Here is a 24,128-nt window from a genome sequence, read left to right on the forward strand (position 1 = left end):
GTTCGGAGGACAAACGTACCCTGCCGGCGGCGCGTCAGGACAGCGACGCGCCGCCCACCGCTCACTCCTCGTCGAGCTCGGCGAGGATGTCGTCGCTGACGTCGCCGTTGGCCCAGACGTTCTGCACGTCGTCGCTGTCCTCGAGGGCGTCGATGACGCGGAACATCTTGCGCGCGCCGTCGGCGTCGAGCTCGACCTGCAGGGTCGGCACGAACGAGGCCTCGGCCGAGTCGTAGTCGATGCCCGCGCCCTGGAGGGCGGTGCGCACGGCGACGAAGTCACCGGCCTCGCTGATGATCTCGAAGGACTCCCCGAGGTCGTTGACCTCCTCGGCGCCGGCGTCGAGGACCACCTCGAGCAGGTCGTCCTCGGTCAGGTCGCCCTTGGGCACGATCACGACGCCCTTGCGGGTGAAGACGTAGGAGACGCTGCCCGGGTCGGCGAGCTGGCCGCCGTTGCGGGTCAGCGCGGTGCGCACCTCGGCCGCCGCACGGTTGCGGTTGTCGGTGAGGCACTCGATCAGGACGGCCACGCCGTTCGGGGCGTAGCCCTCGTACATGATCGTCTGCCAGTCGGCGCCGCCCGCCTCGGCACCGGAGCCGCGCTTGACGGCGCGGTCGATGTTGTCGTTGGGGACCGAGGTCTTCTTCGCCTTCTGGATGGCGTCGTAGAGCGTCGGGTTGCCCGCGGGGTCACCGCCGCCGGTGCGGGCCGCGACCTCGATGTTCTTGATCAGCTTGGCGAAGAGCTTGCCCCGCTTGGCGTCGATCGCAGCCTTCTTGTGCTTGGTCGTCGCCCATTTGGAGTGGCCGCTCATCGAATCTCCCTATCCCTGCCGAGTGTCCGTGAAATCCGCACGATCCTACTGAGTGCGCGTGCGCCGGGTGCGTGACGGGGTCCGGCACGAAGGTCAGGCCCGAAGGTCAGGCGCGGTGGTCAGGGGCACCAATGGTCAGGCCCGGGCCGACCGCACCATCTGCACGAAGTAGTCGTGGACCCGGTGGTCGCCGGTCACCTCGGGGTGGAAGGACGTGGCGAGCAGGTTGCCCTGGCGCACCGCGACCACGTGACCCTGAGCCGGGCCGGACTCGACCTCGGCGAGCACCTGCACCCCGTCGCCGACCTGCTCCACCCAGGGCGCGCGGATGAACACCGCGCGCACCGGCTCTCCGTCGGCGCCGACGACCTGGGGCATGTGCAGGTCCTCCTCGAAGGAGTCCACCTGCCGGCCGAAGGCGTTGCGCCGCACGGTCATGTCGATCCCGCCGAGGGTCTGCTGGTCGGGGCGCGCGTCGGCGATCCGGTCGGCCAGCATGATCATGCCCGCGCAGGAGCCGTAGACGGGCATCCCGTCGGCGATCCGCTTGCGGATCGGGTCGAAGAGCTCGAAGGCCCGCACCAGCTTGTCCATCGTCGTCGACTCCCCGCCGGGGATGACAAGCGCGTCGACCTCGTCGAGCTCGCGCGGGCGGCGGACCCCCGACGCCTGCGCGCCGAGGGAGGACAGGACGTGGACGTGCTCGCGGACGTCACCCTGGACGGCCAGCACGCCGATGCGAAGGGGGGAGGAGCTCACGGCGCCAGCGTATGCCGTGCCCGTGGCACTACGTTGCGGGGTATGTCCCAGCACGCTGACCTGTCCGCCCGCGCCGCGGACCTCGACGCCTCCTCCCCCCTGGCCGGCACCCGCGACCGGTTCCTCATCCCCGAGGGGGTCATCTACCTCGATGGCAACTCCCTGGGGGCGCTGCCGGCCGCGGTGCCCGGCGTCGTCGAGGACGTCGTGCGGCAGCAGTGGGGTGAACGCTTGATCCGGTCGTGGAACGAGCACGACTGGTGGGGCGCCCCGGAGCGGGCCGGCGACCGGGTCGGCACCCTCGTCGGGGCCGGTCGCGGCCAGGTCGTGGTCACCGACTCCACCTCGGTCAACCTGTTCAAGGTGTTCGTCGCCGCGGCACGGATGCGTCCCGGGCGGCCGGTCGTCCTCACCGACGGGGGCTCCTTCCCCACCGACCTCTACATCGCGGCCGCGGCGGCACGCCTGGTGGACCTGCAGGTGGTCACCGTGACCCACGAGCAGGCGGCCGCGGCGATCGCCGAGCACGGTGACCGGCTGGCGTTCATCGCCTTCTCCCAGGTCGACTACCGCTCCGGCGAGCTGTGGGACCTGCCGGGGCTGACCCGCGCGGCCCACGACGTCGGGGCGCTCGCATGCTGGGACCTGTGCCACTCGGCCGGCATCCACCCCGTCGGGCTCGACGAGCACGAGGTCGACCTGGCCGTCGGGTGCAGCTACAAGTACCTCAACGGCGGTCCTGGTGCCCCCGCGTTCATCTACGTCGCCGCGCGCCACCAGGCCGCGTTCGACCACCCGCTGACCGGCTGGCAGGGCCACGCCGCCCCGTTCGAGATGCGCGGCGACTACGCCCCGGCCGCCGGGATCACGCGGGCCCGGGTGGGCACCGCCCCCCTGCTGTCCCTGCTGGCCATGGAGGCCGCGCTCACGGCATACGACGGGTTGTCCATGGCGGACGTGCGCGCCCACAGCCAGTCGCTGACCGGGTTCTTCCTGGACTGCCTGGACCGCCTCGGGGTGGACCTGCCGGTGGTCACCCCGCGCGACGCGGAGCGGCGCGGCTCCCAGGTCTCGCTACGCCACCCCGAGGCGTACGCCGTGGTGCAGGCGCTCATCGCGCGCGGGGTCATCGGGGACTTCCGCGAGCCCGACGTGATCCGGCTCGGCTTCGCCCCGCTCTACCTCTCCCACGCCGACGTGCTGGCCTCGGCGCAGCACCTGCTGGAGGTGCTGGAGGACAAGGAGTACGAGCGACCCGAGTTCGCCGCCCGCGCGGCGGTCACCTGAGGATCAGAGCAGCATCGGCGGCAGGGCGCCCTCGTGGGTCAGCAGCCACTGCTTGACCGGCAGCCCCCACAGGAAGCCGCCGAGGTTGCCGTCGGTGCGCAGCACCCGGTGGCACGGCACGAACAGCGCGACCCGGTTGTCGGCACAGGCGGCACCCGCCGCCCGCACCGCCTCGACGTTGCCCGCCTGCCCGGCCAGCCCGGTGTAGGTCAGGGTGCTCCCGGCGGGGATGGCCCGCATCGCCCGCCACGCGGCGGCGGTGAACGCGCCGCCGTCCTGGACCACGGGGATCGCGTCGATGGCGTCGAGCTCGCCGGTGAGGTAGCGCTGCACCGCCCGCGTGGCCTCCCCCGCCTCGGGCGCCTCACGCACCGCCCGCGCCTGCTCCAGCGCCGGCAGCCGGGCCAGCAGCAGCTCGACGTCGCCGGTGAAGCCCGCGGCGTGCACGCCGTCGTCGGAGGTCACCATGGTGAAGGGCCCGGCGCCGGTGTCGAGGGTCGTGACGGCCAGGGCGCGGTTCATGCCGGTGCCTGCCCGGGCTCGTCGGCCGGGGAGGACCACAGGTGCAGCGCGGCGTACGCCCGCCACGGGCGCCACGCCTCCGCCCGGGCGGTCAGTGCCCTGGCGTCCATGGGGTCACCCAGCCGTTCCAGGGCCTGTCGCAGGCCGAGGTCCGCGGCCGGGAAGGCGTCGGGGTCACCCAGCGCCCGCATGGCCACGTAGTCAGCGGTCCACGGCCCGATGCCGCGCAGGCGGAGCAGCCCGCGACGGGTCTCCTCGCGGTCGGCGCCCGGGTCGAGGACCACCCGCCCCTCGGCCACGGCGCTCGCGAGGGCACGAAGGGTGTCGCGCCGGCCGGTGGTCAGGCCGAGGCCGTCGAGGTCGCCCCCGGCCACCGCGTCCGCGGTCGGGAACAGGTGCGTCAGCGACCCGGCAGGGGTGTCCAGCGGCTTGCCGAGCCGGGCCACCAGCCGTCCGGCCAGGGTGCGCGCCCCCTTGACGGTGACCTGCTGCCCGAGGACGGCCCGCACGGCGAGCTCGAAGCCGTCGACGTGGCCGGGCACCCGCAGCCCGGGGCGCGCCGCCACGAGCGGGGCCAACAGCGGGTCACGCCCCAGCGCCTCGCGCACGGCCTCGGGGTCGGCATCGAGGTCGAACAGCCGCCGGGTGCGCTGCACGGCCGGGGTGAGGTCGCGCAGGTCCGCCAGCCGCAGCCGCGCGGTGAGGTGCCCCTCCCCGGCGTGCGGGGTGACCGTGACGACGCCGCTGGAGTGCGGCAGGCGCATCGCCCGCCGGTAGGAGACCCGGTCACCCTCCTCCACCCCGGCCACCGCCCGCGCGGCCAGGAAGTCCAGCAACGGTCCGTGGTCCAGCGGGGTGCGGTGGGTCAGGCGCAGGACGATCTCGCCGGTGCCGTCGGGCATGGTGCCCCGCTGCCCGCGCCGCAGCTCGCTGGGCGTGGCCCCGAACGCCTCCCGGATGCTGTCGTTGAACTGCCGCACGCTGGCGTAGCCCGCGGCGAACGCGACCTGGGTGACCGGCAGCCCGGTCGCATCCAGCAGCAGCCGCGCGGTCTGCGCCCGACGGGTGCGGGCCAGGGCCAGCGGGCCGACCCCGACCTCCTCGACCATCACCCGGTTCAGGTGGCGCTCGCTGACGGACAGGCGCCGCGCCAGGCCCGCGACACCCCCCTCGTCGACGGCGCCGTCGGTGACCAGTCGCAGCGCCCGCGCCACGAGGTCCGCGCGCACGTCCCACTCGGCCGAGCCCGGCGCCGCCTCGGGGCGGCACCGCTTGCAGGCCCGGAAGCCGGCCGCCTGCGCCGCCGCGGCGGTGGTGTAGAACGTGACGTTCTCCGGGTACGGGGTGCGGGCCGGGCAGCTGGGCCGGCAGTAGATGCCGGTCGTGCGCACCGCGGTGAAGAAGCGCCCGTCATGGCGCCGGTCGCGGCTGGCGATGGCCGCGTAACGGGCCTCGAAGCTGTCGTTCACCCGCCCATCATGGACCGCACCAGCCCCGCGCACTGGCGGGTTTCGGACGCGACCGTGGCACCCGGCATACCGGGTGGGCATAGAACGGCCCCGGCACCCTCAGGGGTGCCGGGGCCGTTCACCGACGAGGCGGTATGCCGTGCGGCCGGGTCACCAGCCCCGCTCGGACAGGCGGTGCGGCTGGGGCAGCTCGTCGACGTTGATGCCGACCATGGCCTCGCCCAGGCCGCGGGAGACCTTGGCGATGACGTCGGGGTCGTCGAAGAACGTCGTGGCCTTGACGATGGCCTCGGCGCGCTGGGCCGGGTTGCCGGACTTGAAGATGCCGGAGCCGACGAAGACACCCTCGGCGCCGAGCTGCATCATCATCGCGGCGTCGGCGGGCGTGGCGATGCCGCCGGCGGTGAACAGCACCACCGGGAGCTTGCCGGCCTGCGCGACCTCCTTGACGAGCTCGTAGGGGGCCTGGAGCTCCTTGGCGGCGACGTAGAGCTCGTCGGGGCTCATCGAGCGCAGGCGGTTGATCTCGGCGCGCAGGGTGCGCATGTGGGTGGTGGCGTTGGAGACGTCACCGGTGCCGGCCTCACCCTTGGAGCGGATCATGGCCGCGCCCTCGGTGATGCGGCGCAGGGCCTCGCCGAGGTTGGTCGCACCGCAGACGAAGGGGACCGTGAAGGCCCACTTGTCGATGTGGTTGGCGTAGTCGGCCGGGGTGAGGACCTCGGATTCGTCGATGTAGTCGACGCCGAGGGACTGCAGGACCTGGGCCTCCACGAAGTGGCCGATGCGGGCCTTGGCCATGACCGGGATGGAGACGGCCTCGATGATGCCGTCGATCATGTCGGGGTCGCTCATCCGGGAGACGCCACCCTGGGCGCGGATGTCGGCGGGGACCCGCTCGAGGGCCATGACGGCCACGGCGCCGGCGTCCTCGGCGATCTTGGCCTGCTCGGGCGTGACGACGTCCATGATGACGCCACCCTTGAGCATCTCGGCCATGCCGCGCTTGACGCGCGAGGTGCCGGTGGTGGGTGCGGTGGCGGTGGTGCTCTCTTGCGCAGACACGGCTGAGCCTCTTCTTCGCTGTCTCAGGGTGGTACGGACTACGCCCATCGTAGGGCGTGGGTACGGATGGGCGGTGCGGGGTCAGCCCTCGCGCAGTGCCGCCGGGAGGGCGTCGTCGAACTCGAACGTCTGCGGCAGCGGGGTGTGCCCGGCCAGGCGGAACCACGCGACGACCGGCTTGCGCCGCACGCGCCGGACGTCGATGACGGCGTCGTTGAGGAAGCGCCGGGCCAGCTGGACGCGCTGGGCGGCGGCGACCAGGCGCTTGACCGTCACGGCCCCGACCGCCTCGTCGGCCCGCAGCGTGGCCACCACCTCCGGGCCCATCGCCAGGTCCAGGGCCTCGCTCAGGCCGCTCTCGATGACCTCCCGCCCGAGCAGCGCCGCATCGGTGGCCTCCAGCGACTCCGAGGCCACGCCGGCCAGGAGCAGGGCGCTCGCGGGGTCGAGGAGGCCGGAGTTGGCCAGCTCCAGGGTGGTCTCGGCCCGCCGGACCAGCTGGGCGTCCAAGGCACTGAGCGCGCCCTCGACCCGCACGTGCAGCCGGTCGAGGCGGGCGGCGGTGTAGGAGAGGTACCACGCCACGAGGGCGCAGACGGCGAAGACGACGACCACCCAGAACAGCACCGTCGACATCACGACGCCTCACCCCCGCGTCCGCGCATCCACCGGCTCCACATCGAGGCCGGCTCGCTGGCCTGGCGCACCTGCGGCGCCCCGGCCGTGACCGTCTCGTAGACCGCCATGACGTCGGCGGCCACGATCGACCAGTCGAACAGGTCGGCCCGCTTGCGCCCCCGCGCCGCGAGGTCCGCGCGCGTGACGGGGTCGCGCAGCAGCGCCACCGCCTGCCGCGCCAGGTCCTCGGGGTCCTCGTTGCGGAAGGACGCACCGGCGACCCCGTTGTCCAGCACGCGCAGGAACGCCGGCAGGTCGCTGGCCAGGACGGCCGCCCCGGCGCTCATCGCCTCGATCAGGACGATGCCGAAGCTCTCGCCGCCGGTGTGCGGCGCCAGGTAGAGGTCGACCGAGGCCAGGAGGCTGGCCTTGTCCGCGTCGCTGACCCCGCCCAGGAACGTGCACGCCTTGGCCGCCTCGGGGCTGAGGCGCTCGCGGGCGGCGTCGACGTCGCCGTGGCCGGCCACCAGGACGCGCGCGCCCGGCACCTCCGCCAGGATCCCCGGCAGCGCCCGGCTGAGCACGGGCAGGCCCTTGCGTGACTCGTCGATACGACCAAGGAACGCGATGGTCGGCGCCTCGGGCGTGCCGAGCCACTCCGGGCGCACCGGGGCCTCGCTGAACCGGGAGACGTAGACCCCGTTGGGGATGACCACGGCGTCCCCGCCCAGGTGCGTGGTGACGGTGCGCCGGGCGTCCTCGGACACGGCGATCCGCCCCGAGATCTTCTCCAGGCTCGGCCGCAGCAGCGGGTATGCCGCCTGCATGGCTCTCGAGCGCAGGTTGGAGGTGTGGAAGGTGGCCACCACGGGACCCTCCACGGCCCAGAGCGCGAGGAGGGACGTGCTGGGGGTCACCGGCTCGTGGATGTGCACGACGTCGAACTTGCCCCGCTCGATCCAGCGGCCGACGCGGGCGGAAGTCAGCGGCCCGAAGGCCAGCCGGGCCACGGACCCGTTGTACCGGACCGGGATCGCCCCGCCGGTGCCGACCACGTAGTCCGGCAGCGGCGTGCCCTCGTCGGCGGGAGCCAGGACACTCACCTCGTGGCCCTCGCCGATGAAGTGCTCGGCCAGGTCGCGCACGTGGAACTGCACTCCCCCGGGGACGTCGAAGGAGTACGGGCAGACGATGCCGATCCTCACGAGGCCTCCTGCGCCGGGACGGTCGCGACCCGCGGGGCCAGGTCCTCGACGAACACCCGCTGCATCATGTGCCAGTCCTCGGTGTGCTCGCGCACCGCGCCGGTCAGGGCGTCGGCGCAGACCTGGGTCATCGCGGCGATCTTCTCCCGCGTGCTGCCGGTGGCGGGCACCTCGACCCGGTCGTGGAAGACGATGACCAGCTCGTGGCCCCGCCCGGTGGGGCGCGGCTCGTAGTGCACCGAGACCGGGTGCAGCGCGGCCCCGGTGGACAGCGCCAGCGCGGCGGGCCCGACCGCCATCCGCGCGCGGTGCCCGCAGAAGTCGACCTCCACTCCCCCCTCGGTCAGGTCACGGTCGGCCAGCAGCGCGACGAAGGCGTTGTGCCGCAACGCCCGGGTCAGCTCACGGAAGACGTCCGAGCCGCCGGTCAGCGGCAGGATGCGCATCCCCAAGCGCTCGCGGAAGGCGAGGAACTCGGCATACAGCTCCTCGGGCTTGAGCCGCTCGGCGACCGTGGTGACCGGCGCGAGCTGGGTGGTGGACCAGGCCCCGGCGAGGTCCCAGTTGCCCATGTGCCCCAGGAACATCACCGCGGGCTGCCCCGACCCGAGGTGAGCGCGCACCGGGGCGTCGCCGACCGTGCGGATCCGGGCGACGAGGTCGGCCTCGGTCAGGTCGGGCAGGCGGAAGGCCTCGCACCAGTAGCGGAAGTAGGAGCGCATGCCCGCCCGGACCAGGGCGTCGAGCTCGGCGGGGGCGAGCTCGGGCCGGACCCGGGCGTAGTTGCTGCGCATCCGCGCGACCCCGGAGCCGCCGCGACGGCAGACCAGGTCGGCGATGAGGTCGAAGGCGGCGTAGGCGACCCGCTCCGGCAGGCGGCGCACCAGCCCCCAACCCGCACGGTAGGCCAGCAGCGCGGCCCGGTCGGTCAGCCGGCTCACGCGGCTTCGAACGCCTGGCGGCGCACCGTGAGCATCCGCTGGAGCACCGTCACGAGGCTGGCGACGGCCAGCAGGCCCAGCACGACGGTCAGCACGACCTCCGGCAGGCCGAGCCCGACCAGGCCGGTGGCGAGCAGGACCGCGACGAGGCGGTCGGCCCGCTCGGCGATGCCGACGTTGGCGGTCATGCCCAGGCCCTCGGCGCGCGCCTTGGCGTAGCTGACGACGCTGCCGAGGATGAGGCAGGCCAGGGCAAGGGCGGCCATGACGGCGTTGTGCCCGGCGCCGGCGTAGTAGACGACCAGGCCACCGAAGATGGCGCTGTCACCCACCCGGTCCAGCGTCGAGTCGAGGTAGGCGCCCCAGCGGCTCGACCGGCCCGACAGGCGCGCCATGACGCCGTCGATCGTGTCGGAGAAGACGAAGACCGCGATGACGACGGTGCCCCAGAAGAACTCGTGGCGGGGGTAGAAGACCAGGGCCCCTACGCAGACGCCCAGGGTGCCGACGATGGTGACCACGTCGGGGCTGATGCCCCAGGACAGGAACAGCCTCGCCACCGGCGTGAAGATGCGGGTGAAGAGCGCGCGTGCGAATCGGTTCAGCATGGTGGCCTCAGCCTACTGATCGGCTCCTCAGGGGTTGTGCGGGCGCGACGCCTCCGGAATCGTGTCGCCATGAGCACGAAGCCCGCACAGACCGCACCCGGACCTTCGGCTCGCACGCCGGGGGAGCTGCGCAACGTCGTCCTCGTCGGCAACAGCGGGGGCGGCAAGACGGCGTTGTTCGAGCGACTCCTCGCCGCGACGACACCCGAGTACCGGCCCAAGGCCACCGACGAGCGCTCCATCCAGCTCGCCGTCGCCTCCCTCTCCTCCGACGCCGCCGGCTCCCCGGTCGTCGTCAACCTCATCGACACCCCCGGCTACCCCGACTTCGTCGGCGAGCTGCGCGCCGGGCTGCGCGCCGCCGACGCCGCGGTCTTCGTCGTCTCGGCCACCGACGGGGTGGACGGGGCCACGATGCTGCTGTGGGAGGAGTGCGCGGCCGTCGGCATGCCGAGAGCCATCGCCGTCTCCCGGCTCGACGCCAACCGGGCGGACTTCGAGGACACGCTGGCCGAGTGCCAGCGTGTCCTCGGTGAGGGGGTGATGCCGCTCTACCTGCCGCTGGTCGGTGACGGCGGCGCCGTCACCGGCAACATCGGCCTGCTCTCCCAGCAGGTGCACGACTACGGCTCCGGCGCTCGCGAGGTGCGAGAGGCCACCGACGCCGAGCGCACGGCCATCGACACGCGCCGCTCGGAGCTGATCGAGGCGATCATCCAAGAGTCCGAGGACGACACGCTGCTCGACCGGTACCTCGCCGGGGAGCAGGTTGAGCTCGAGACGGTGATCGCCGACCTGCTCACCGCGGTGTCTCGCGGCTCGTTCTACCCCGTGGTGCCCCTGTCGAGCCTCGCCGGCGTGGGGGTGCACGAGCTGCTCCACCTCGTCGCGGCCGCGTTCCCGCCGCCGACCCTGCACCCGCTGCCGACCGCCACCACGCCCGAGGGCGCGCTGCTGCCGCCGCTGAAGTGCGACCCCTCCGGTCCGCTGGTCGCCGAGGTCGTGCGCACCACCAGCGACCCGTATGTCGGCCGCGTCAGTGTCGTGCGCGTGTTCAGCGGGACGCTGCACCCGGATGCCACCCTGCACGTCTCGGGTCACCTGGAGCGGTTCGCCGGCCACGACATCGAGGGTCACCCCGACCACGACGCCGACGAGAAGGTCGGCCTGCTGTCCTCACCCCTGGGCGAGGCGCTGCGACCGAAGGGGCCGGCCATCGCCGGGGACATCTGCGTCGTCGCCAAGCTCACCCGCGCCGAGACCGCGGACACCCTGAGCGACAAGGACTCCCCCGCGCTCGTCGAGCCGTGGGTGCTGCCGGACCCGCTGCTGCCCGTGGCGATCCACCCCGTGAGCAAGTCCGACGAGGACAAGCTCGCCGCCGCGCTCCAGAGGCTGGTCGCCGAGGACCCCACGATGCGGATGGAGCACAACGCCGAGACCCACCAGGTGGTGCTGTGGACCATGGGGCAGGCCCACGTCGACGTCCTCCTCGAGCGGCTGCGGGAGCGCTATGGCGTCAACGTCGAGGCAGAGCCGCTGCGGGTGGCGCTGCGGGAGACGTTCGTGGCGCGCTCCAGCGGGCACGGCCGGCACGTCAAGCAGAGCGGCGGCCACGGGCAGTACGCCATCTGCGACATCACCGTCGAGCCGCTCGAGCGCGGTGCCGGCTTCGAGTTCGTCGACAAGGTCGTCGGTGGCGCGGTGCCGCGCCAGTTCATCCCCAGCGTGGAGAAGGGCGTGCGAGCCCAGCTCGAGAAGGGCTGCATCGCCGGCTACCCCCTCGTCGACGTGCGGATCACCCTCACCGACGGCAAGGCCCACTCGGTCGACTCCAGCGACATGGCCTTCCAGACCGCCGGGGCGCTCGCGCTCAAGGACGCGGCCACCCCGGACACGGTGGTGCTGCTCGAGCCGGTGGACGCCGTCGACGTGGTGGTGGCCGACGAGCACGTCGGGCCGGTCATGACCGACCTGCAGACCCGACGCGGCCGGGTGGTCGGCACCGAGCCCGGCACCAGCGGACGCACGACCATCCACGCCGAGGTCCCGCAGACCGAGATCACCCGCTACGCCATCGACCTGCGCTCGGTCTCCCACGGCACGGGGGTCTTCACCCGGGAGATGGTCCGCTACGAGCCGATGCCCCCGGCGCTCGCGAAGGCCCACCTCGAGGGCTGAGGCGCTCGCGGACGGCCTCACCCCTGCGCTCACACGCCTTCTCTGAGGTCAGTCAGACGGGCCAGGCCTCGACGAGGCGCTGGCGCACGTCCTCGAGCAGCATCGGCAGGGCCTTGGTCTGGCCGATGACCGGCAGGAAGTTGGAGTCCCCGCCCCATCGCGGGACGATGTGCTGGTGCAGGTGGGCGCGTACCCCGGCCCCGGCGACCGAGCCCTGGTTCATGCCGATGTTGTAGCCGGCCGGTCCCGACGAGGCGTCGAGGGCGGCGATGGCGGCCTTGGTCAAGGCGGTGAACTCCGCCGTCTCCTCGTCGGTGAGGTCGACGTAGAGGCTGACGTGGCGGTACGGGCAGACCAGGACGTGGCCGGGGTTGTACGGGAAGAGGTTCATCACGACGTAGCAGCTCTCGCCGCGGTGGACGATCAGCCCCTCGGCGTCGTCCTTGGTGGGCGCAGCGCAGAACGGGCAGCCGTCGCCGGCGTGGTCGGTCGGGCGCTCGCCCTTGATGTAGGCCATGCGGTGCGGCGTCCAGAGCCGCTCGAATCCGTCCGTGACGCCGGCGAACTCCCCCGCGGGCTCGGTCGCTCCACCCTCTGCGCGGGCCTGCTCGTCCACGTCCTGCGTCATGCGCCCGATCCTATGCAGGCCGCCCCGGCACCGGCGGCCCGGGGGAAGACCTCACCGGGCCGGCCGGCGGGGCCACCCCCGGTCTTGGCCTTTTGGCTGTTGCTGGTGTCATTGGAACGGCTCGGGCCCGTTATCTTGTAGGGTGGGTGACGCCAGCGTCTACTTGCCCGGCGATGCCCAGGGTTCTGCCACCCTGCTGCTGAGCTGCGTTGTCGCGGTCCGCTGTGGCCTGCCGCCCCGCCGTGCGCACGATCGACCGTGTGCGAGCCCGGCCGGCGGTGGCTGCGCTCCCGGTGCGCAGCCGTCAGCGGCTGCCGGCGGCCCCCGTGCCGTCGCGGGCCGCCGGCTCGACCCCGCTCCCCTGCTCCCGTTCCCCTGGCTCATTTGGGCCGTCAGGTCGACGCCTCCACGCGGCGTCCCCCCACGCGCCCCCACGCTCCCGCGACCTCAGCCTCTGGCTCTGGCTCTGGCTCAACGTGCCAGGCGCACCCGGCTTGGGCCCGTTATCTGAACCCCATGGTGCGTCTGCTCCGCCCCGGAACCCGCGCCCCCTTCCCCGGGCCGATCTCGTCCAAAAGGGTGAAGACGCGGGGACACCGGGCTGCGAGCCTGCCGGACGTGACGTCCATCGTGGGGCACCTGGGACGGCCTCGGCGGGGGCTCGGAGCCTTCCGGGTCGCCGCCCGCCCGCGACCGTCGACCCGACGTCTCCCGGGAACCCACGCGCGGCCCCTGACCGCGGCCGGGCTCGCCACCCCCGCCGCGGTCCTCCTCTGGATCGTGGCCCTGCTCCAGCTGGACCGCCACGCCACGCTGACCGCCCAGGGGCTGCTCGGCGCCACGACGTGGCTCGTCCTGGTCCTGCTGGTCCGCCGCGAACCGGTGCCGGTGCGGATCCAGGTCGCCGTCGTGGTCCTGTTCGCCACCGCCGTGGAGTACACGTTCTCCGGCTGGCTGGGGGTCTACACCTACCGGCTCGGCAACGTCCCCTCCTTCGTGCCACCCGGGCACGGGCTCGTCTACCTCAGCGCGCTGGCCCTGGGCCGCTCCGCCCTGTTCGCCCGGCACCCTCGACCGCTCGTGACGGCCACGGTCGTGGCCGGAGCCGGGTATGCCGTGTGGGGCCTGTTCCTCTCACCCCGCCACGACGTGCTCGGTGCCTTCTGGTTCCTGTGCCTGCTGGGGTTCCTGCGGTGGGGCCGCTCGGCGCTGCTGTTCGTCGGGGCGTTCGTCGTGGTGACCTTCCTGGAGCTCTACGGCACCTCGGTCGGCACGTGGACGTGGCAGCACTGGGACCCCACCGGCCACATCCCCATCGGCAACCCGCCCAGCGGGGCGGCGGGCGGCTACGGCTGGTTCGACCTGGCCGCCGTCGTGGTGACGCCGTCGATCCAGCGGTGGCTGCAGCAGCTGCGCCACGGCGCCGGGTCGCTCCCCCGGCTGACGCAGGAGGCCGGGCGGGCCGGCGTCGGGGCCGTGCGCCGGCCGGTCGCCGCGACGCGGCGGTGGCTGCACGGCATACAGGTGTGGCGGGAGCGGTGCGCTGCGGACATGCACGCCTGGGGCATCCGGGCCCACGACCACGCCCCCGAGCACACCTTGCGACCGCCCCCACCACCGCCCGGCGGTCCCCTCCCCTCCGGCACCGCCGGCGACTCCCCCCTGCCGGCGCGTATCGCTGGCTAGGGTGCAGGGATGGCGCTCGCACGATTCCGCAAGCTCTGCCTCGACGCCCGGGACCCGCAACGGGTCGGCACCTTCTGGGCCGCCGCACTGCACCGCCCGTGGGAGCCGGACGGGCACGGCGAGGGGGGCGTCACCGGGCCGACGCGCCAGCACACCCTGTGGGTCAACCGCGTCCCCCAAGGCAGGACGGTCAAGCACCGGGTCCACCTGGACATCTACTCCCAGGACCTGGCCGGCCTCGAGGCGATGGGCGCCCGGGTCCTCCTGCCCGAGGGCGAGGACCGGCGCTGGACCGTCATGGCCGACCCGGAGGGCGGGGAGTTCTGCGCGTTCCTGCGCGAGGAGGTCCCCACCGAGCGGCTGCACGGCCTGGTCGTCGACAGCGTCGACCCGGCCGCCCAGGCGCGGTGGTGGGCCGGCGTCTACGGGGGCGACGTCGTCGACGACGAGCGCGGGTTCTCCACCGTCGAGCACGTCCCCCACATGCCGATCCTGACCATGGACTTCGTGCCGGTCCCCGAGGCCAAGGTCGGGCCGAACCGGATCCACTGGGACGTATCCGCAGCCGCGGTCGAGCCGCTCGTGCAGGCCGGTGCCACCGTGCTGCGGCAGCCAGGCGGCGACATCGACTGGTACGTCCTGGCCGACCCTGAGGGCAACGAGTTCTGCGTGGTGCCCGACACCCGGTCCTGACGCATCGGAGGAAGTGGATGACCCCTCGACGCGCGACCTCCGACGAGGTCGGACGCGTCTTCCGCGAGGAGCACGGGCGCGCGGTGGCCGTCCTGACGCGCGTGTTCGGCAGCATCGACGTCGCCGAGGAGGCCGTCCAGGACGCCTTCACCGAGGCCCTGGCCCGTTGGCCGGACACCGGCCTGCCCCCGAGCCCGGCGGGGTGGATCATCACCACCGCGCGCCGCAAGGCGATCGACCGCCTCCGGCGCGAGGCGACCCGGGCGGACCGGCATGCCCAGGCCGCGCTGCTGCACGCCCGCGACGAGCCGGTCGAGGAGGGGGCCGTGCGCGACGACCGGCTGCGGCTGGTGTTCACCTGCTGCCACCCCGCCCTGTCGACCCCCGCGCAGGTCGCCCTGACGCTGCGCCTGCTCGGTGGCCTGACCACGGCCGAGATCGCGCGGGCGTTCCTCGTGTCCGAGGCGACCATGGCCCAGCGGCTCGTCCGCGCCAAGGGCAAGATCCGCGACGCCCGGATCCCCTACCGCGTCCCCCGCGAGGCCGACCTGCCCGACCGGCTCCGGTCGGTCCTGGCCGTGGTCTACCTCGTCTTCAACGAGGGCTGGTCGGCCACCTCGGGCGAGGAGCTGGTCCGGGAGGACCTGTGCGCCGAGGCGATCCGGCTGGGCCGGCTGCTCGCCGAGCTCCTGCCCGACGAGCCTGAGGTGACCGGGCTGCTGGCGCTGATGCTGCTGCTGGAGGCCCGGCGGCCCGCGCGCACCGCACCCGACGGCACCGTCGTGCCGTTGGGCGAGCAGGACCGCGCGCGCTGGGACCGTGCGCTCATCGACGAGGGGCAGGCCCTGGTCCGGGAGTGCCTCCGCCGCGGCCGGCCCGGCCCCTACCAGCTGCAGGCGGCGGTCAACGCCGTGCACAGCGACGCACCCGACGCGGACTCGACCGACTGGAAGCAGGTGCTGGCCCTCTACGACCAGCTGCTGGACCTCTCCCCCACCCCGGTCGTCGCCCTGAACCGCGCTGTCGCCCTCGCCGAGGTGGCCGGCCCGGAGGCCGGGCTGGCCGTCGTGGACCAGCTCGACCTGCCCGACTACCACGTGCTCCACGCGGTGCGGGCCGACCTGCTGCGCCGGCTGGGCCGGCCCGAGGCCGCCGTCGAGGCCTATGACCGGGCCATCGCCACCACCGGCAACGCCCGGGAGCGGGAGCTCCTCCGCGGCCGCAGGCAGGCCCTCAGCGGTTGACTCCGGGCCGCCGGCCCTAGGCCAGGATCCAGCGCCCACCCAGGATGAGGGCCCCGGCCGTGACGGCGAGGAAGAACCCCACCCACACCAGCCCGGGCAGGGGCGTGAGCCGGGCCAGCTGGTCCGCATCCGACCCGGCCCCCGCACCGCGCGAACGCTGCACCTGCAGCTCCAGCACCGCCTTGGGCGCGGCCAGCAGCAGGAACCACGTCACCAGGTAGGCGAACGCCGACTGTGTCTGGGCGGGGAGGAACCACGAGACCCCGAAGACCACCGCGGCGCTGACGAGGACCGACCACAGGCCGAAGAAGTTGCGGATCTGCAGCAAGAGCAAGGCCAGCAGCAGCAGGACCGCCCACAGCAGGCCCACCGCGTGCCCCGCCGCGAGGAGGGCGGCCGCGCCCAGCCCGAGCAGCCCCGGGCCGATGTAGCCCGCGGCCAGCGTCAGCACCATGCCCGGACCGCGCGGGCGCCCCCGCGAGACGGTCAGGCCGGAGGTGTCCGAGTGCAGGCGGATGCCGGTGAGCCGGCGGCCGGAGGCCAGCGCCACGACACCGTGCGCCCCCTCGTGGGCGATCGTGACGGCGTGCCGGGTCAGCGACCAGGCCGCCGGCCAGGCGACCAGCACGAGTGCCACCACGGCGGCGCCGAGGACCACCGTCCCCGACGGGGCGGGCTGCACGGCATACATCCGCTGCCACACCTCGCTGACGACGTCCACGATCGGTCCCTCTCTGCTGGGAAGCATGGCGGCCCCGGACACCACCGGTGTCCGGGGCCGACCCCTGTATGCCGTGTGGCCGGGTCTCAGACCTGGGCGCGGGTCTGCACGGCGGTGACGATCTCGGCGACCGCGTCCTCGATGGGCACGCCGTTCTTCTGCGAGCCGTCGCGGTAGCGGAACGACACCGCACCGGCGGCGCGGTCGTCCTCGCCGGCGATGAGCACGTAGGGCACCTTGGACTTGCTGGCGTTGCGGATCTTCTTCGGGAAGCGGTCGTCGGAGGCGTCGAGCTCGACGCGGATCCCCTTCTCCTTCAAGCGATCCAGGACCGACTGGACGTAGTCGTCATACTCGTCGGCCACGGGCACGCCCAGCACCTGCACCGGCGCCAGCCACGCCGGGAAGGACCCGGCGTAGTGCTCGGTGAGGACGCCGAAGAACCGCTCGATCGAGCCGAACAGTGCCCGGTGGATCATGATCGGCCGCTGGCGCGAGCCGTCAGCGGCCTGGTACTCCAGGCCGAACCGCTCGGGCAGCATGAAGTCGAGCTGGATCGTCGACATCTGCCAGGTGCGCCCGATCGCGTCGCGCGCCTGGACCGAGATCTTGGGGCCGTAGAACGCGGCGCCGCCGGGGTCGGCCACGAGCTCGAGGCCGGACTCGACCGCCACCTTGCGCAGCGTCTCGGTGGCCTGCTCCCAGACCTCGTCGGCGCCGATGTACTTCTCCGGGTCCTTGGTGGACAGCTCGAGGTAGAAGTCGTCGAGGCCGTAGTCCTTGAGCAGGTCCAGGACGAAGGTCAGCAGCTTCTTCAGCTCGTCCTCGACCTGGTCGGCGGTGACGTAGATGTGCGCGTCGTCCTGCGTCATGCCCCGGACCCGGGTCAGGCCGTGCACCACGCCGGACTTCTCGTAGCGGTAGACCGAGCCGAACTCGAACAGCCGCAGCGGCAGCTCGCGGTAGGACCGCCCGCGCGAGCGGAAGATCAGGCAGTGGAACGGGCAGTTCATGGGCTTGAGGTAGTAGTCCTGGCCCGGCTTGCGGACGTTGCCCTCGGCGTCCCGCTCCTCATCCAGGTGCATGGGCGGGTACATGCCCTCGGAGTACCAGTCCAGGTGCCCGGAGGTCTCGAACAGGTTGGCCTTGGTGATGTGGGGGCTGTAGACGAACTCGTAGCCGGCCTCCTCGTGACGCCGGCGCGAGTAGTCCTCCATGGCCATGCGGATGACCCCGCCCTTGGGGTGGAAGACGGGCAGGCCGGAGCCGATCTCCTCGGGGAAGGAGAACAGGTCGAGCTCGCTGCCCAGCTTGCGGTGGTCACGGCGCTCCGCCTCGGCGAGCCGCTCGAGGTAGGCCTTGAGGTCGTCCTTGGTCGGCCACGCGGTGCCGTAGACGCGCTGCAGCTGCGGGTTCTTCTCCGAGCCGCGCCAGTAGGCGGCCGAGGAGCGCATCAGCTTGAACGCGTTGCCCAGGATCTTGGTGTTGGGCAGGTGCGGGCCTCGGCACAGGTCGCGCCAGGCCAGCGCCCCGTCGCGGCGGTGGTTGTCGTAGATGGTCAGCTCGCCCGCGCCGACCTCGGCCGAGGCACCCTCGGCGGCCTCCGCCGCGCCGCCCTTGAGCCCGATCAGCTCGAGCTTGTAGGGCTCGTCGGCCAGCTCGGCGCGCGCGTCGTCGTCCGAGACCGGCCGGCGGGAGAAGGTCTGGCCCTCGTTGATGATCCGCTGCATGGCCTTCTCGAGGGCCTTGAGGTCCTCGGGGGTGAACGGCTCCTCGACGTCGAAGTCGTAGTAGAAGCCGTCGCGGATGGGCGGGCCGATCCCCAGCTTGGCCTTGGGGTTGACCTCCTGCACGGCCTGGGCCAGCACGTGGGCCGCGGAGTGGCGCAGGACGGCGAGGCCGTCCTCGGAGTCGATGGTCACCGGCTCGACGGCGTCGCCGTCGGCCAGGGCGTGGGCCAGGTCGCGCAGCTCGCCGTTGACGCGGGCGACGACCACCTGCTTGTCACCTTCGAACAGCTGCGCGGCCGTCGTGCCCGCCGCGACCGATCGCTCGCTTCCAGCGATGACCACGGTGATGTCGGCAGACACGATGAGCTCCTCAGGGTGTGCGGGGTATGCCGTCCGGTCGGGCGGCGGGGCACGTCACCGACGGTGACGTGTGGTCGATGCTATCGGCCCGTTCAGGCAGGCGGCGCAGCAGTTTCGGTGGCGGCGGTCTCGGTGGCGCCGACTTCCAGCAGGACGTCGCCGACGCGCAGCCCCCCGGGCTCCACGACGTCGGCGTAGACGCCCGGGCACCCCGACGGCTTGCCTGTGACGACGATCTCGGCAGCACCGATGCGCAGGCGACGCCCGACGGCGGCTTCGAGCAGCGCCGTGTCCGCGGCCACGACGAGGTTGGCGCGCGGGTGGGTGGCCACGTCCTCGGCGACGGACACCAGGTGCAGCGCGGCCTTCTTGCGCCGGTCGCCGGCCAGTCCCTCGGCTTCGACGTCGACGTGCTCCAGCGCCTGCCCCGGCTCCCCCTTGACCGGGTAGATCCGGATCTCGGTGACGTGCGGCGGCAGCTCGGCGCTCATGGGGCTCAGGCTAGTCCCGAACCGGGCCGCAGAGGGCCTGGGACGACGAAGGCCACGACCGGGGTGGTCGTGGCCTTGGGGGTGATGGTGATGGTGGTGGACGTGAAGGGACTCGAACCCCTGACCTCTCGCGTGTGAAGCGAGCGCTCTAACCAACTGAGCTACACGTCCGGGCGATCCGGCCGGGGCCGTCTCGACGGAGTGGAACAATAGCCGCTCCCGGTGCCGCGGCACCAATCGCCCCACCGGGAGCCGGATCTCGGCGTCGGAGCACGACCGCAGGCACCACCGTGAAGACCACGGTGAGCACCGGGACGAGCACCGGGCCGGCGGTCACAGCGAGAGGGTGCTGCTCAGCCACTGCTCCCAGCTGTCCGGCAGCAGGCCGGGCGGCCCCTGCCAGCGCAGGTAGCCGTAGGCCAGGCCGAGCAGCAGGGCCAGGGTCGCGAGGGAGACCAGCACCTTGACCCACCACGACTGGGCCTTGAGCCAGTCGGTCCAGGCGTCGAGCTGGCGGCGCGCGAAGTGCAGCAGGCGTTGGGCCCAGGCGAACTCCGAGGCCAGGACGGCCAGGCCGAGCAGCACGATGAGCCACCCCGGGCCGGGGGCCGGGACCAGGATGAGGCCGCCGACGGTGATGACCAGGCCGATGAGCGCGACGACGACGCGGTAGATGCGGTGCGTGTGCGGGTTGGACCGGATCCGCCGGCGCCACTCCCAGTCGCGTTCCTCGGTCTGTGCCGGCACGTCCTGGTCCTCACGGGTCGGGTCCTCCGTCACGGCACCAGCTTCTTCGTCATGGTGATCGCCGCCTCCTGGTAGCCGAGGGAGGTGTAGAGCCGGCGGGCCACGGAGTTGCCGCCGAAGACGTTGAGCCCCACCTCGGCGGCGCCGCGCTCGGCGGCCCACGCCCCGGCGAGAGTCATCAGCTCACGCCCGAGGCCGCGGCCGCGGTGCGTCTCTGCCACCTCAACGTCGAAGATCCACACGGCGGTTCCGGCGGCGTGCGGGCGCTCGTGCACCCAGAGGTGGCCGACGACCTCGTCGGTGCCCTCGTCGCGGGCCAGGAAGAGGTGGTGCCCCTCCCCCGGGTGCCCGCCCGGGAAGTAGGCGGCCATCTGCTCGGCCGCGACGCGCCGCGCGTCCCGCTCGTCCTCGCCGCCGAGGTCGACGCGCTGGCGCACGTAGCCCTCCTCGGAGCGGACGCGGTAGTCGTCGACCTCCGCGCCAGTCATCGGGTCCAGGCGCAGGCTCACGGGTCGACCCGCTCACGGGAGAGGCGGGTGAAGACCTCGGCCGCCGCCGTCGTGACCGGACCGACCGCCAGCTCGCGGTCGTCGACGGCGTGGACCGGCAGGACGTCCTTGGTCGAGGAGGTGATGAAGACCTCGTCGGCCTCGGCGAGCACCGACATCGGCAGGGTGGCCTCGCGCACCGGGATGCCCGCCTCCCGGCACCACTCGATGACCAGGCCCCGGGTGATCCCCGGCAGCAGGCCGGAGTCCACCGGCGGGGTGAGGACCTCGCCGCCGACCACGACGAAGATGTTGGACCCGGTGCCCTCGCACAGCTCGCCGCGGGTGTTGGCGAAGATCGCCTCCAGGCCGCCACGCTCCTTGGCGTAGGCCAAGGCCACGACGTTCTCCGCGTAGGAGGTCGTCTTCAGCCCCACCGTGGCGCTGCGCTCGTTGCGGGTCCACGGCACCGTGACGACCTTGCAGCTCGCCGGCGGCAGGGGCTGCGGCCCGGCGGTGACGATGTAGGTGAGCGCGGACTCGTCCCGGTCCGAGCCCAGCGGCCCCGCTCCCCCGGTGACGCTCCAGCGCAGCCGGCCGAAGGCGATCGGCTCACCGGTGAGCACGTCCTCGATGCCCTTGGCGATAAAGGCGTGGTCGGCCGGCGGCAGGCCCAGACCCGCCAGCGACCGGTCGAGCCGGGCGGAGTGGCGGGTCAGGGCGAAGACGGCGCCGTCGGCGACCTTGGCCGTCTCGAACACCCCGTCACCGACGGTCACGCCGTGGTCGAGGGCGGCGATGGAGGGCGCGTCGGGGGCCACCCGGCGCCCGTCCACCCACACGCGTACGTCGTTGCTCATGCTGTGACCCTTCCAGATGCCAGTCCGATGAGGCGAGCGGCTTTGAGCCGCGTCTCCTGCCACTCGTGCTCGGGGTCGGACCCCCAGGTGATCCCGGCCCCCGTGCCGAACCGTAGCCACCGCCGCCCGTCCGGATCGCGCTCGGCCCAGAAGGTGCGGATCCCCACGGCCAGCTCCGCCTCGCCGCGGTCGGCGTCGACCCAGCCGATGGCCCCGCAGTAGGGCCCGCGCGGCACCGGCTCGAGGGCGTCGATGGCCGCGAGCGCCGAGGACTTTGGGGCCCCCGAGACCGAGCCCGGCGGCAGGGTCGCCGCGGCGATGTCCACCCAGGTCGTGCCCGGACGCAGCTGCCCGGACACGGTGGTGACCAGGTGGGTCAGGCCGGGGTGCTCCTCGGGGGCGCACAGGGCGTCCACGCACACCGTCCCCTCGCGGCACACGTGGGAGAGGTCGTTGCGGACCAGGTCGGCGATCATGACGTTCTCGGCGTAGTCCTTGGCCAGCATCTGCCGCAGGGCCGGCGCCGTCCCCTTGATCGGCCGCGACTCCAGCCGGTCCCCGCGGCGGCGCAGGAACAGCTCGGGGCTGGCGCAGGCCACCTCCAGCCCCGCCGAGGGCACGCGCAGGAGCGCGGCGTGCGGGGCCGGGTTCCCGGCGGCGAGCAGGGCCGCCAGCGCCTCGAGGTCGGCCTCCTCCGGCAGCGGGTGGCTCATCACCCGGCAGAGGTTGACCTGGTAGACCTCGCCGGCGGCGACGTGCCGCCGGATCGAACGGACCCCGGCCCGGTATGCCGCGCCGTCCAGGGAGCTGTGCCACTCACCCTCCAGCGGCGCCCAGGGTGCCGGCGGACAGGGGGCAGGCGGACAGGGCGCAGGCAGGCAGGTCGCACCCGGGGTGCCCGGGTCTGTGGGGCGCGTCGGCGAGGGGGACGCGGGTGAGGGGCGCGTTGGTGAGCCGCCCACGGGCGGCGCGGCCCACGGCATACCGGTGGTGGGGCGGACCTCGGCGAAGCGCACGCAGGTGGCCTCCCCCTCGAAGGTCACGACCACGGCCCAGAAGCCGCCCTCGTCGAGGCAGGCGAGGTCGTGACGCACCTCGAGGACTCCCCTAGCCTCCCGGTCGGCGAAACGGGCGAGGTCCACGCGGCGAATCATAGGCACGGGCCGGGGTGGCGGATTTGTCGCCGGTGGTGCGGTGGCCGAGGATGAGGCCCTGTGAGCGAGAGCGTCCTGGTGCAGCAGCGCCCAGCCACCACCGCCGTCGAGCCGCGTCGGCGGCGGGTGGACCGGGCCGCGCTCCTGCTCGGCCTGCTCGTGCTCGTCGCGGGGAGCCTCTTCGCGGTCGCGGTCCCCAAGATGTGGGGTCCGGACGAGCCGCAGCACTTCTACCGGGCCTACCAGGTCGCGCACGGGCAGCTCGAGCCGCTGAAGGTGACCGACGTGAACGGTGCACCGGTCTACGGCGGGCAGATGCCCAGCAGCGTGGTCGCCATCCAGGCGCTGGGCCCCCACCGGCTGGCCCGTGACCCTCAGCGGGCTCCGCTGTTCACGCAGCCGGAGGCACACGCCCGGGCCGAGGCCCTGCCGCTGGACACGGGGCGCACGGTGACCAAGTGGTTCACCAACACGGCGGCCTACGCCCCGCCGACCTACCTGCCGGCCGCGGGTGCCCTGCTGGTGGTCGAGGCCGCCCACGGCACGATCGGGCAGGCGATCCTCGCGATGCGTCTCGCCGGCGTCCTGACGTACGCGGCCCTGGTGACGCTGGCCGCGCTCGTCCTGCGCCGTCACCGGCTCAAGTGGCTCGTGGTCGTCGTGGCGGCGCTGCCGTCGGCGATCTTCCAGGCCTCGGTCATCTCGGCCGACACGGTCACCAACGGCGTCTGCATCCTCTTCCTGGCGGTGGTCGCCAAGGGGGTCTTCCTGCGACGACCGCTGATGGCGTGGGAGACCTGGACGCTGCTGGCCGCGGCCGTGGTGCTGCCCCTGCTCAAGCCCACCTACGTGACCCTGCTGCCGCTGCTCTTCCTCGTGCCGCCGGCCGCGCTGGCCCTGACCCGTCGCCGCGACCCCGACCGCGACGGGACCGACACCGCGCGCGGGCTCGAAAGCCACCGCGGTGGGCCGAAGTCCGGCGACCCGGGTCCGGTGGACGCCGGCAGCGGGGATCCGGCCGCCACAACGGGCCACCCGGGCGCGACTGCTCAGGCCGGAGCCGGCACGGCGGAGGCTGCACCGGCCGCCGGAGCCCGCGGACGACGGGTCGTCGCAGTGGTGGCGGCCGTGGTGACCACCGTGGTTTCGCTGGCGCTCACGGCCCTGTGGGCGGGGCTGTCCTCGGGCACGGGCAACGGGATGGGACTGGTCCGCGGGCGGGGCCAGGAGAACTCCGTGCGTCCCGGCGACCAGGTGCAGTACCTCCTCGGGCACCCGGGGCAGCTTGCCAGGATCCTGGTGCGGACGGCGGCCGACTACGGCTGGCGCCTCATCGAGGAGCTGTTCTCGCAGACCGGCTACAACGTGCAGGGGTCCGCCCTGGCCGCCGTGCTCAGCGTGGTCGCACTCCTGCTCGCCACGGGCCTGGTGGGCCGGCTTCGGCCAGGGCGGCTGCGCCTGGCCGTCAGCACGGTCGTCCTCGTCGCCGCGGTCGGCGCCGTGTTCGGCGCCCTCTACGTGGCCTTCGACCCGGTGGGCCTGTTCGAGATCCAGGGCGTCCAGGGCCGCTACTTCGTCCCGCTGGCCCTCCTCGCGGCGCTCGTGGCGTTGGCCTACGTGCCTCTCCGCCTCGACGTCAGCGTGCCCGGGACGCGGCGCCGGGTGGTCGCCACCATCGCCGTGGCCGTGACGCTCGCGCCGGTGGTGGCCCTGGTCAAGTTCGTGCTGCTGACCTACGTCACGGTCTCCTGACGCCCTCACCGGCCCCCTGACGCACCGCCCGGCGCTGGGCGCTCGGATCGGGCGCTTCCAACGCACCATGACCACTGGGTGAGACAAGCCGGCCTCCTCGGG

23 protein-coding genes and 1 tRNA gene are annotated in these 24,128 nt (G+C 73.2%); 6 read left to right on the forward strand and 18 right to left on the reverse strand.

Going from position 1 to position 24,128, the window contains the following annotated elements; all coding sequences use genetic code 11:
* Nucleotides 1-61: 61 nt before the first annotated feature.
* Nucleotides 62-817, reverse strand: coding sequence for a YebC/PmpR family DNA-binding transcriptional regulator (locus AC3ANM_RS01700; protein ID WP_141788294.1), 756 nt, complete (start codon nt 815-817; stop codon nt 62-64).
* Between the two features lie 135 nt (nt 818-952).
* The gene (gene pdxT, locus AC3ANM_RS01705; RefSeq protein WP_488286414.1) at nt 953-1,576 is read right to left on the reverse strand and encodes a pyridoxal 5'-phosphate synthase glutaminase subunit PdxT; all 624 of its coding nucleotides are present in this window, start codon (nt 1,574-1,576) and stop codon (nt 953-955) included.
* Between the two features lie 42 nt (nt 1,577-1,618).
* Here pdxT and kynU point away from each other — a divergent pair, with 42 nt between their 5' ends.
* On the forward strand, nt 1,619-2,863 hold the full coding sequence (kynU, locus tag AC3ANM_RS01710) for a kynureninase (RefSeq protein WP_488286415.1): 1,245 nt from the start codon (nt 1,619-1,621) through the stop codon (nt 2,861-2,863).
* 3 nt (nt 2,864-2,866) lie between these two features.
* On the opposite strand, the gene AC3ANM_RS01715 is transcribed toward kynU, so the two are convergent.
* From AC3ANM_RS01715 to pgsA, 7 genes are all read right to left on the reverse strand, one after another.
* Entirely contained in the window at nt 2,867-3,385 is a 519-nt protein-coding gene (locus AC3ANM_RS01715) for a methylated-DNA--[protein]-cysteine S-methyltransferase (RefSeq protein ID WP_488286416.1), read from the reverse strand.
* Entirely contained in the window at nt 3,382-4,854 is a 1,473-nt protein-coding gene (locus AC3ANM_RS01720; RefSeq protein WP_488286417.1) for an AlkA N-terminal domain-containing protein, read from the reverse strand. Before AC3ANM_RS01720 ends, AC3ANM_RS01715 begins: the two co-directional genes overlap by 4 nt.
* Before the next feature lie 150 nt (nt 4,855-5,004).
* Nucleotides 5,005-5,919: a pyridoxal 5'-phosphate synthase lyase subunit PdxS gene (gene pdxS, locus AC3ANM_RS01725; protein WP_458529596.1), complete on the reverse strand. Its 915-nt coding sequence runs from the start codon at nt 5,917-5,919 to the stop codon at nt 5,005-5,007.
* Nucleotides 5,920-6,000: 81 nt separating this feature from the next.
* Complete coding sequence (locus AC3ANM_RS01730; protein WP_488286418.1) at nt 6,001-6,555, reverse strand: hypothetical protein; 555 nt, start codon at nt 6,553-6,555, stop codon at nt 6,001-6,003.
* Entirely contained in the window at nt 6,555-7,742 is a 1,188-nt protein-coding gene (locus tag AC3ANM_RS01735) for a glycosyltransferase family 4 protein (RefSeq protein ID WP_488286419.1), read from the reverse strand. Before AC3ANM_RS01735 ends, AC3ANM_RS01730 begins: the two co-directional genes overlap by 1 nt.
* Nucleotides 7,739-8,683 carry a phosphatidylinositol mannoside acyltransferase gene (locus AC3ANM_RS01740; protein WP_488286420.1) on the reverse strand — a complete coding sequence of 315 codons (945 nt, stop codon included), beginning with the start codon at nt 8,681-8,683 and terminating at the stop codon, nt 7,739-7,741. The genes AC3ANM_RS01735 and AC3ANM_RS01740 overlap by 4 nt, the downstream gene beginning before the upstream one ends.
* Nucleotides 8,680-9,291, reverse strand: a complete 612-nt coding sequence (gene pgsA / locus AC3ANM_RS01745) for a phosphatidylinositol phosphate synthase (RefSeq protein WP_488286421.1) — start codon at nt 9,289-9,291, stop codon at nt 8,680-8,682. Before pgsA ends, AC3ANM_RS01740 begins: the two co-directional genes overlap by 4 nt.
* 69 nt (nt 9,292-9,360) lie before the next feature.
* On the opposite strand from pgsA, the gene AC3ANM_RS01750 reads away from it, so the two are divergent.
* Nucleotides 9,361-11,472, forward strand: a complete 2,112-nt coding sequence (locus AC3ANM_RS01750; protein ID WP_488286422.1) for an elongation factor G-like protein EF-G2 — start codon at nt 9,361-9,363, stop codon at nt 11,470-11,472.
* Between the two features lie 52 nt (nt 11,473-11,524).
* Here the strand turns inward: AC3ANM_RS01750 and AC3ANM_RS01755 are convergent, their stop codons facing one another.
* Entirely contained in the window at nt 11,525-12,100 is a 576-nt protein-coding gene (locus AC3ANM_RS01755) for an HIT family protein (RefSeq protein ID WP_488286423.1), read from the reverse strand.
* A 618-nt stretch (nt 12,101-12,718) separates the two neighbouring features.
* Here AC3ANM_RS01755 and AC3ANM_RS01760 point away from each other — a divergent pair.
* Genes AC3ANM_RS01760 through AC3ANM_RS01770 form a run of 3 tightly spaced genes read left to right on the forward strand, consistent with a single transcriptional unit; the run spans nt 12,719 to nt 15,723 of the window.
* On the forward strand, nt 12,719-13,786 hold the full coding sequence (locus AC3ANM_RS01760; protein WP_488286424.1) for a hypothetical protein: 1,068 nt from the start codon (nt 12,719-12,721) through the stop codon (nt 13,784-13,786).
* Nucleotides 13,787-13,795: 9 nt separating this feature from the next.
* The gene (locus AC3ANM_RS01765; protein ID WP_488286425.1) at nt 13,796-14,479 is read left to right on the forward strand and encodes a VOC family protein; all 684 of its coding nucleotides are present in this window, start codon (nt 13,796-13,798) and stop codon (nt 14,477-14,479) included.
* A 17-nt stretch (nt 14,480-14,496) separates the two neighbouring features.
* Nucleotides 14,497-15,723, forward strand: coding sequence for an RNA polymerase sigma factor (locus tag AC3ANM_RS01770; protein ID WP_488286426.1), 1,227 nt, complete (start codon nt 14,497-14,499; stop codon nt 15,721-15,723).
* Nucleotides 15,724-15,739: 16 nt separating this feature from the next.
* Here AC3ANM_RS01770 and AC3ANM_RS01775 read toward each other — a convergent pair whose 3' ends face one another.
* From AC3ANM_RS01775 to AC3ANM_RS01810, 8 genes are all read right to left on the reverse strand, one after another.
* The gene (locus tag AC3ANM_RS01775; protein ID WP_488286427.1) at nt 15,740-16,444 is read right to left on the reverse strand and encodes a M50 family metallopeptidase; all 705 of its coding nucleotides are present in this window, start codon (nt 16,442-16,444) and stop codon (nt 15,740-15,742) included.
* An 86-nt stretch (nt 16,445-16,530) separates the two neighbouring features.
* The gene (gene thrS / locus AC3ANM_RS01780; RefSeq protein ID WP_488286428.1) at nt 16,531-18,534 is read right to left on the reverse strand and encodes a threonine--tRNA ligase; all 2,004 of its coding nucleotides are present in this window, start codon (nt 18,532-18,534) and stop codon (nt 16,531-16,533) included.
* Between the two features lie 92 nt (nt 18,535-18,626).
* A complete protein-coding gene (locus AC3ANM_RS01785) occupies nt 18,627-19,025 on the reverse strand; it encodes a hypothetical protein (RefSeq protein ID WP_488286429.1) in 399 nt (132 codons plus the stop codon).
* A 94-nt stretch (nt 19,026-19,119) separates the two neighbouring features.
* Nucleotides 19,120-19,196: transfer RNA gene (locus AC3ANM_RS01790), tRNA-Val, on the reverse strand.
* Nucleotides 19,197-19,358: 162 nt separating this feature from the next.
* Nucleotides 19,359-19,805, reverse strand: coding sequence for a TIGR02611 family protein (locus AC3ANM_RS01795; protein WP_488286430.1), 447 nt, complete (start codon nt 19,803-19,805; stop codon nt 19,359-19,361).
* Nucleotides 19,802-20,281 carry a GNAT family N-acetyltransferase gene (locus AC3ANM_RS01800; protein WP_488286431.1) on the reverse strand — a complete coding sequence of 160 codons (480 nt, stop codon included), beginning with the start codon at nt 20,279-20,281 and terminating at the stop codon, nt 19,802-19,804. The genes AC3ANM_RS01795 and AC3ANM_RS01800 overlap by 4 nt, the downstream gene beginning before the upstream one ends.
* Complete coding sequence (locus AC3ANM_RS01805; RefSeq protein ID WP_488286432.1) at nt 20,278-21,120, reverse strand: aminotransferase class IV; 843 nt, start codon at nt 21,118-21,120, stop codon at nt 20,278-20,280. Before AC3ANM_RS01805 ends, AC3ANM_RS01800 begins: the two co-directional genes overlap by 4 nt.
* Nucleotides 21,117-22,262: a chorismate-binding protein gene (locus AC3ANM_RS01810; protein ID WP_488286433.1), complete on the reverse strand. Its 1,146-nt coding sequence runs from the start codon at nt 22,260-22,262 to the stop codon at nt 21,117-21,119. Before AC3ANM_RS01810 ends, AC3ANM_RS01805 begins: the two co-directional genes overlap by 4 nt.
* A 72-nt stretch (nt 22,263-22,334) precedes the next feature.
* Between AC3ANM_RS01810 and AC3ANM_RS01815 the strand changes: the two genes are divergently transcribed.
* Complete coding sequence (locus AC3ANM_RS01815) at nt 22,335-24,026, forward strand: DUF2142 domain-containing protein (RefSeq protein WP_488286434.1); 1,692 nt, start codon at nt 22,335-22,337, stop codon at nt 24,024-24,026.
* Nucleotides 24,027-24,128 lie beyond the last annotated feature (102 nt).

Source organism: Oryzihumus sp. JJN4-3R (assembly GCF_057747915.1).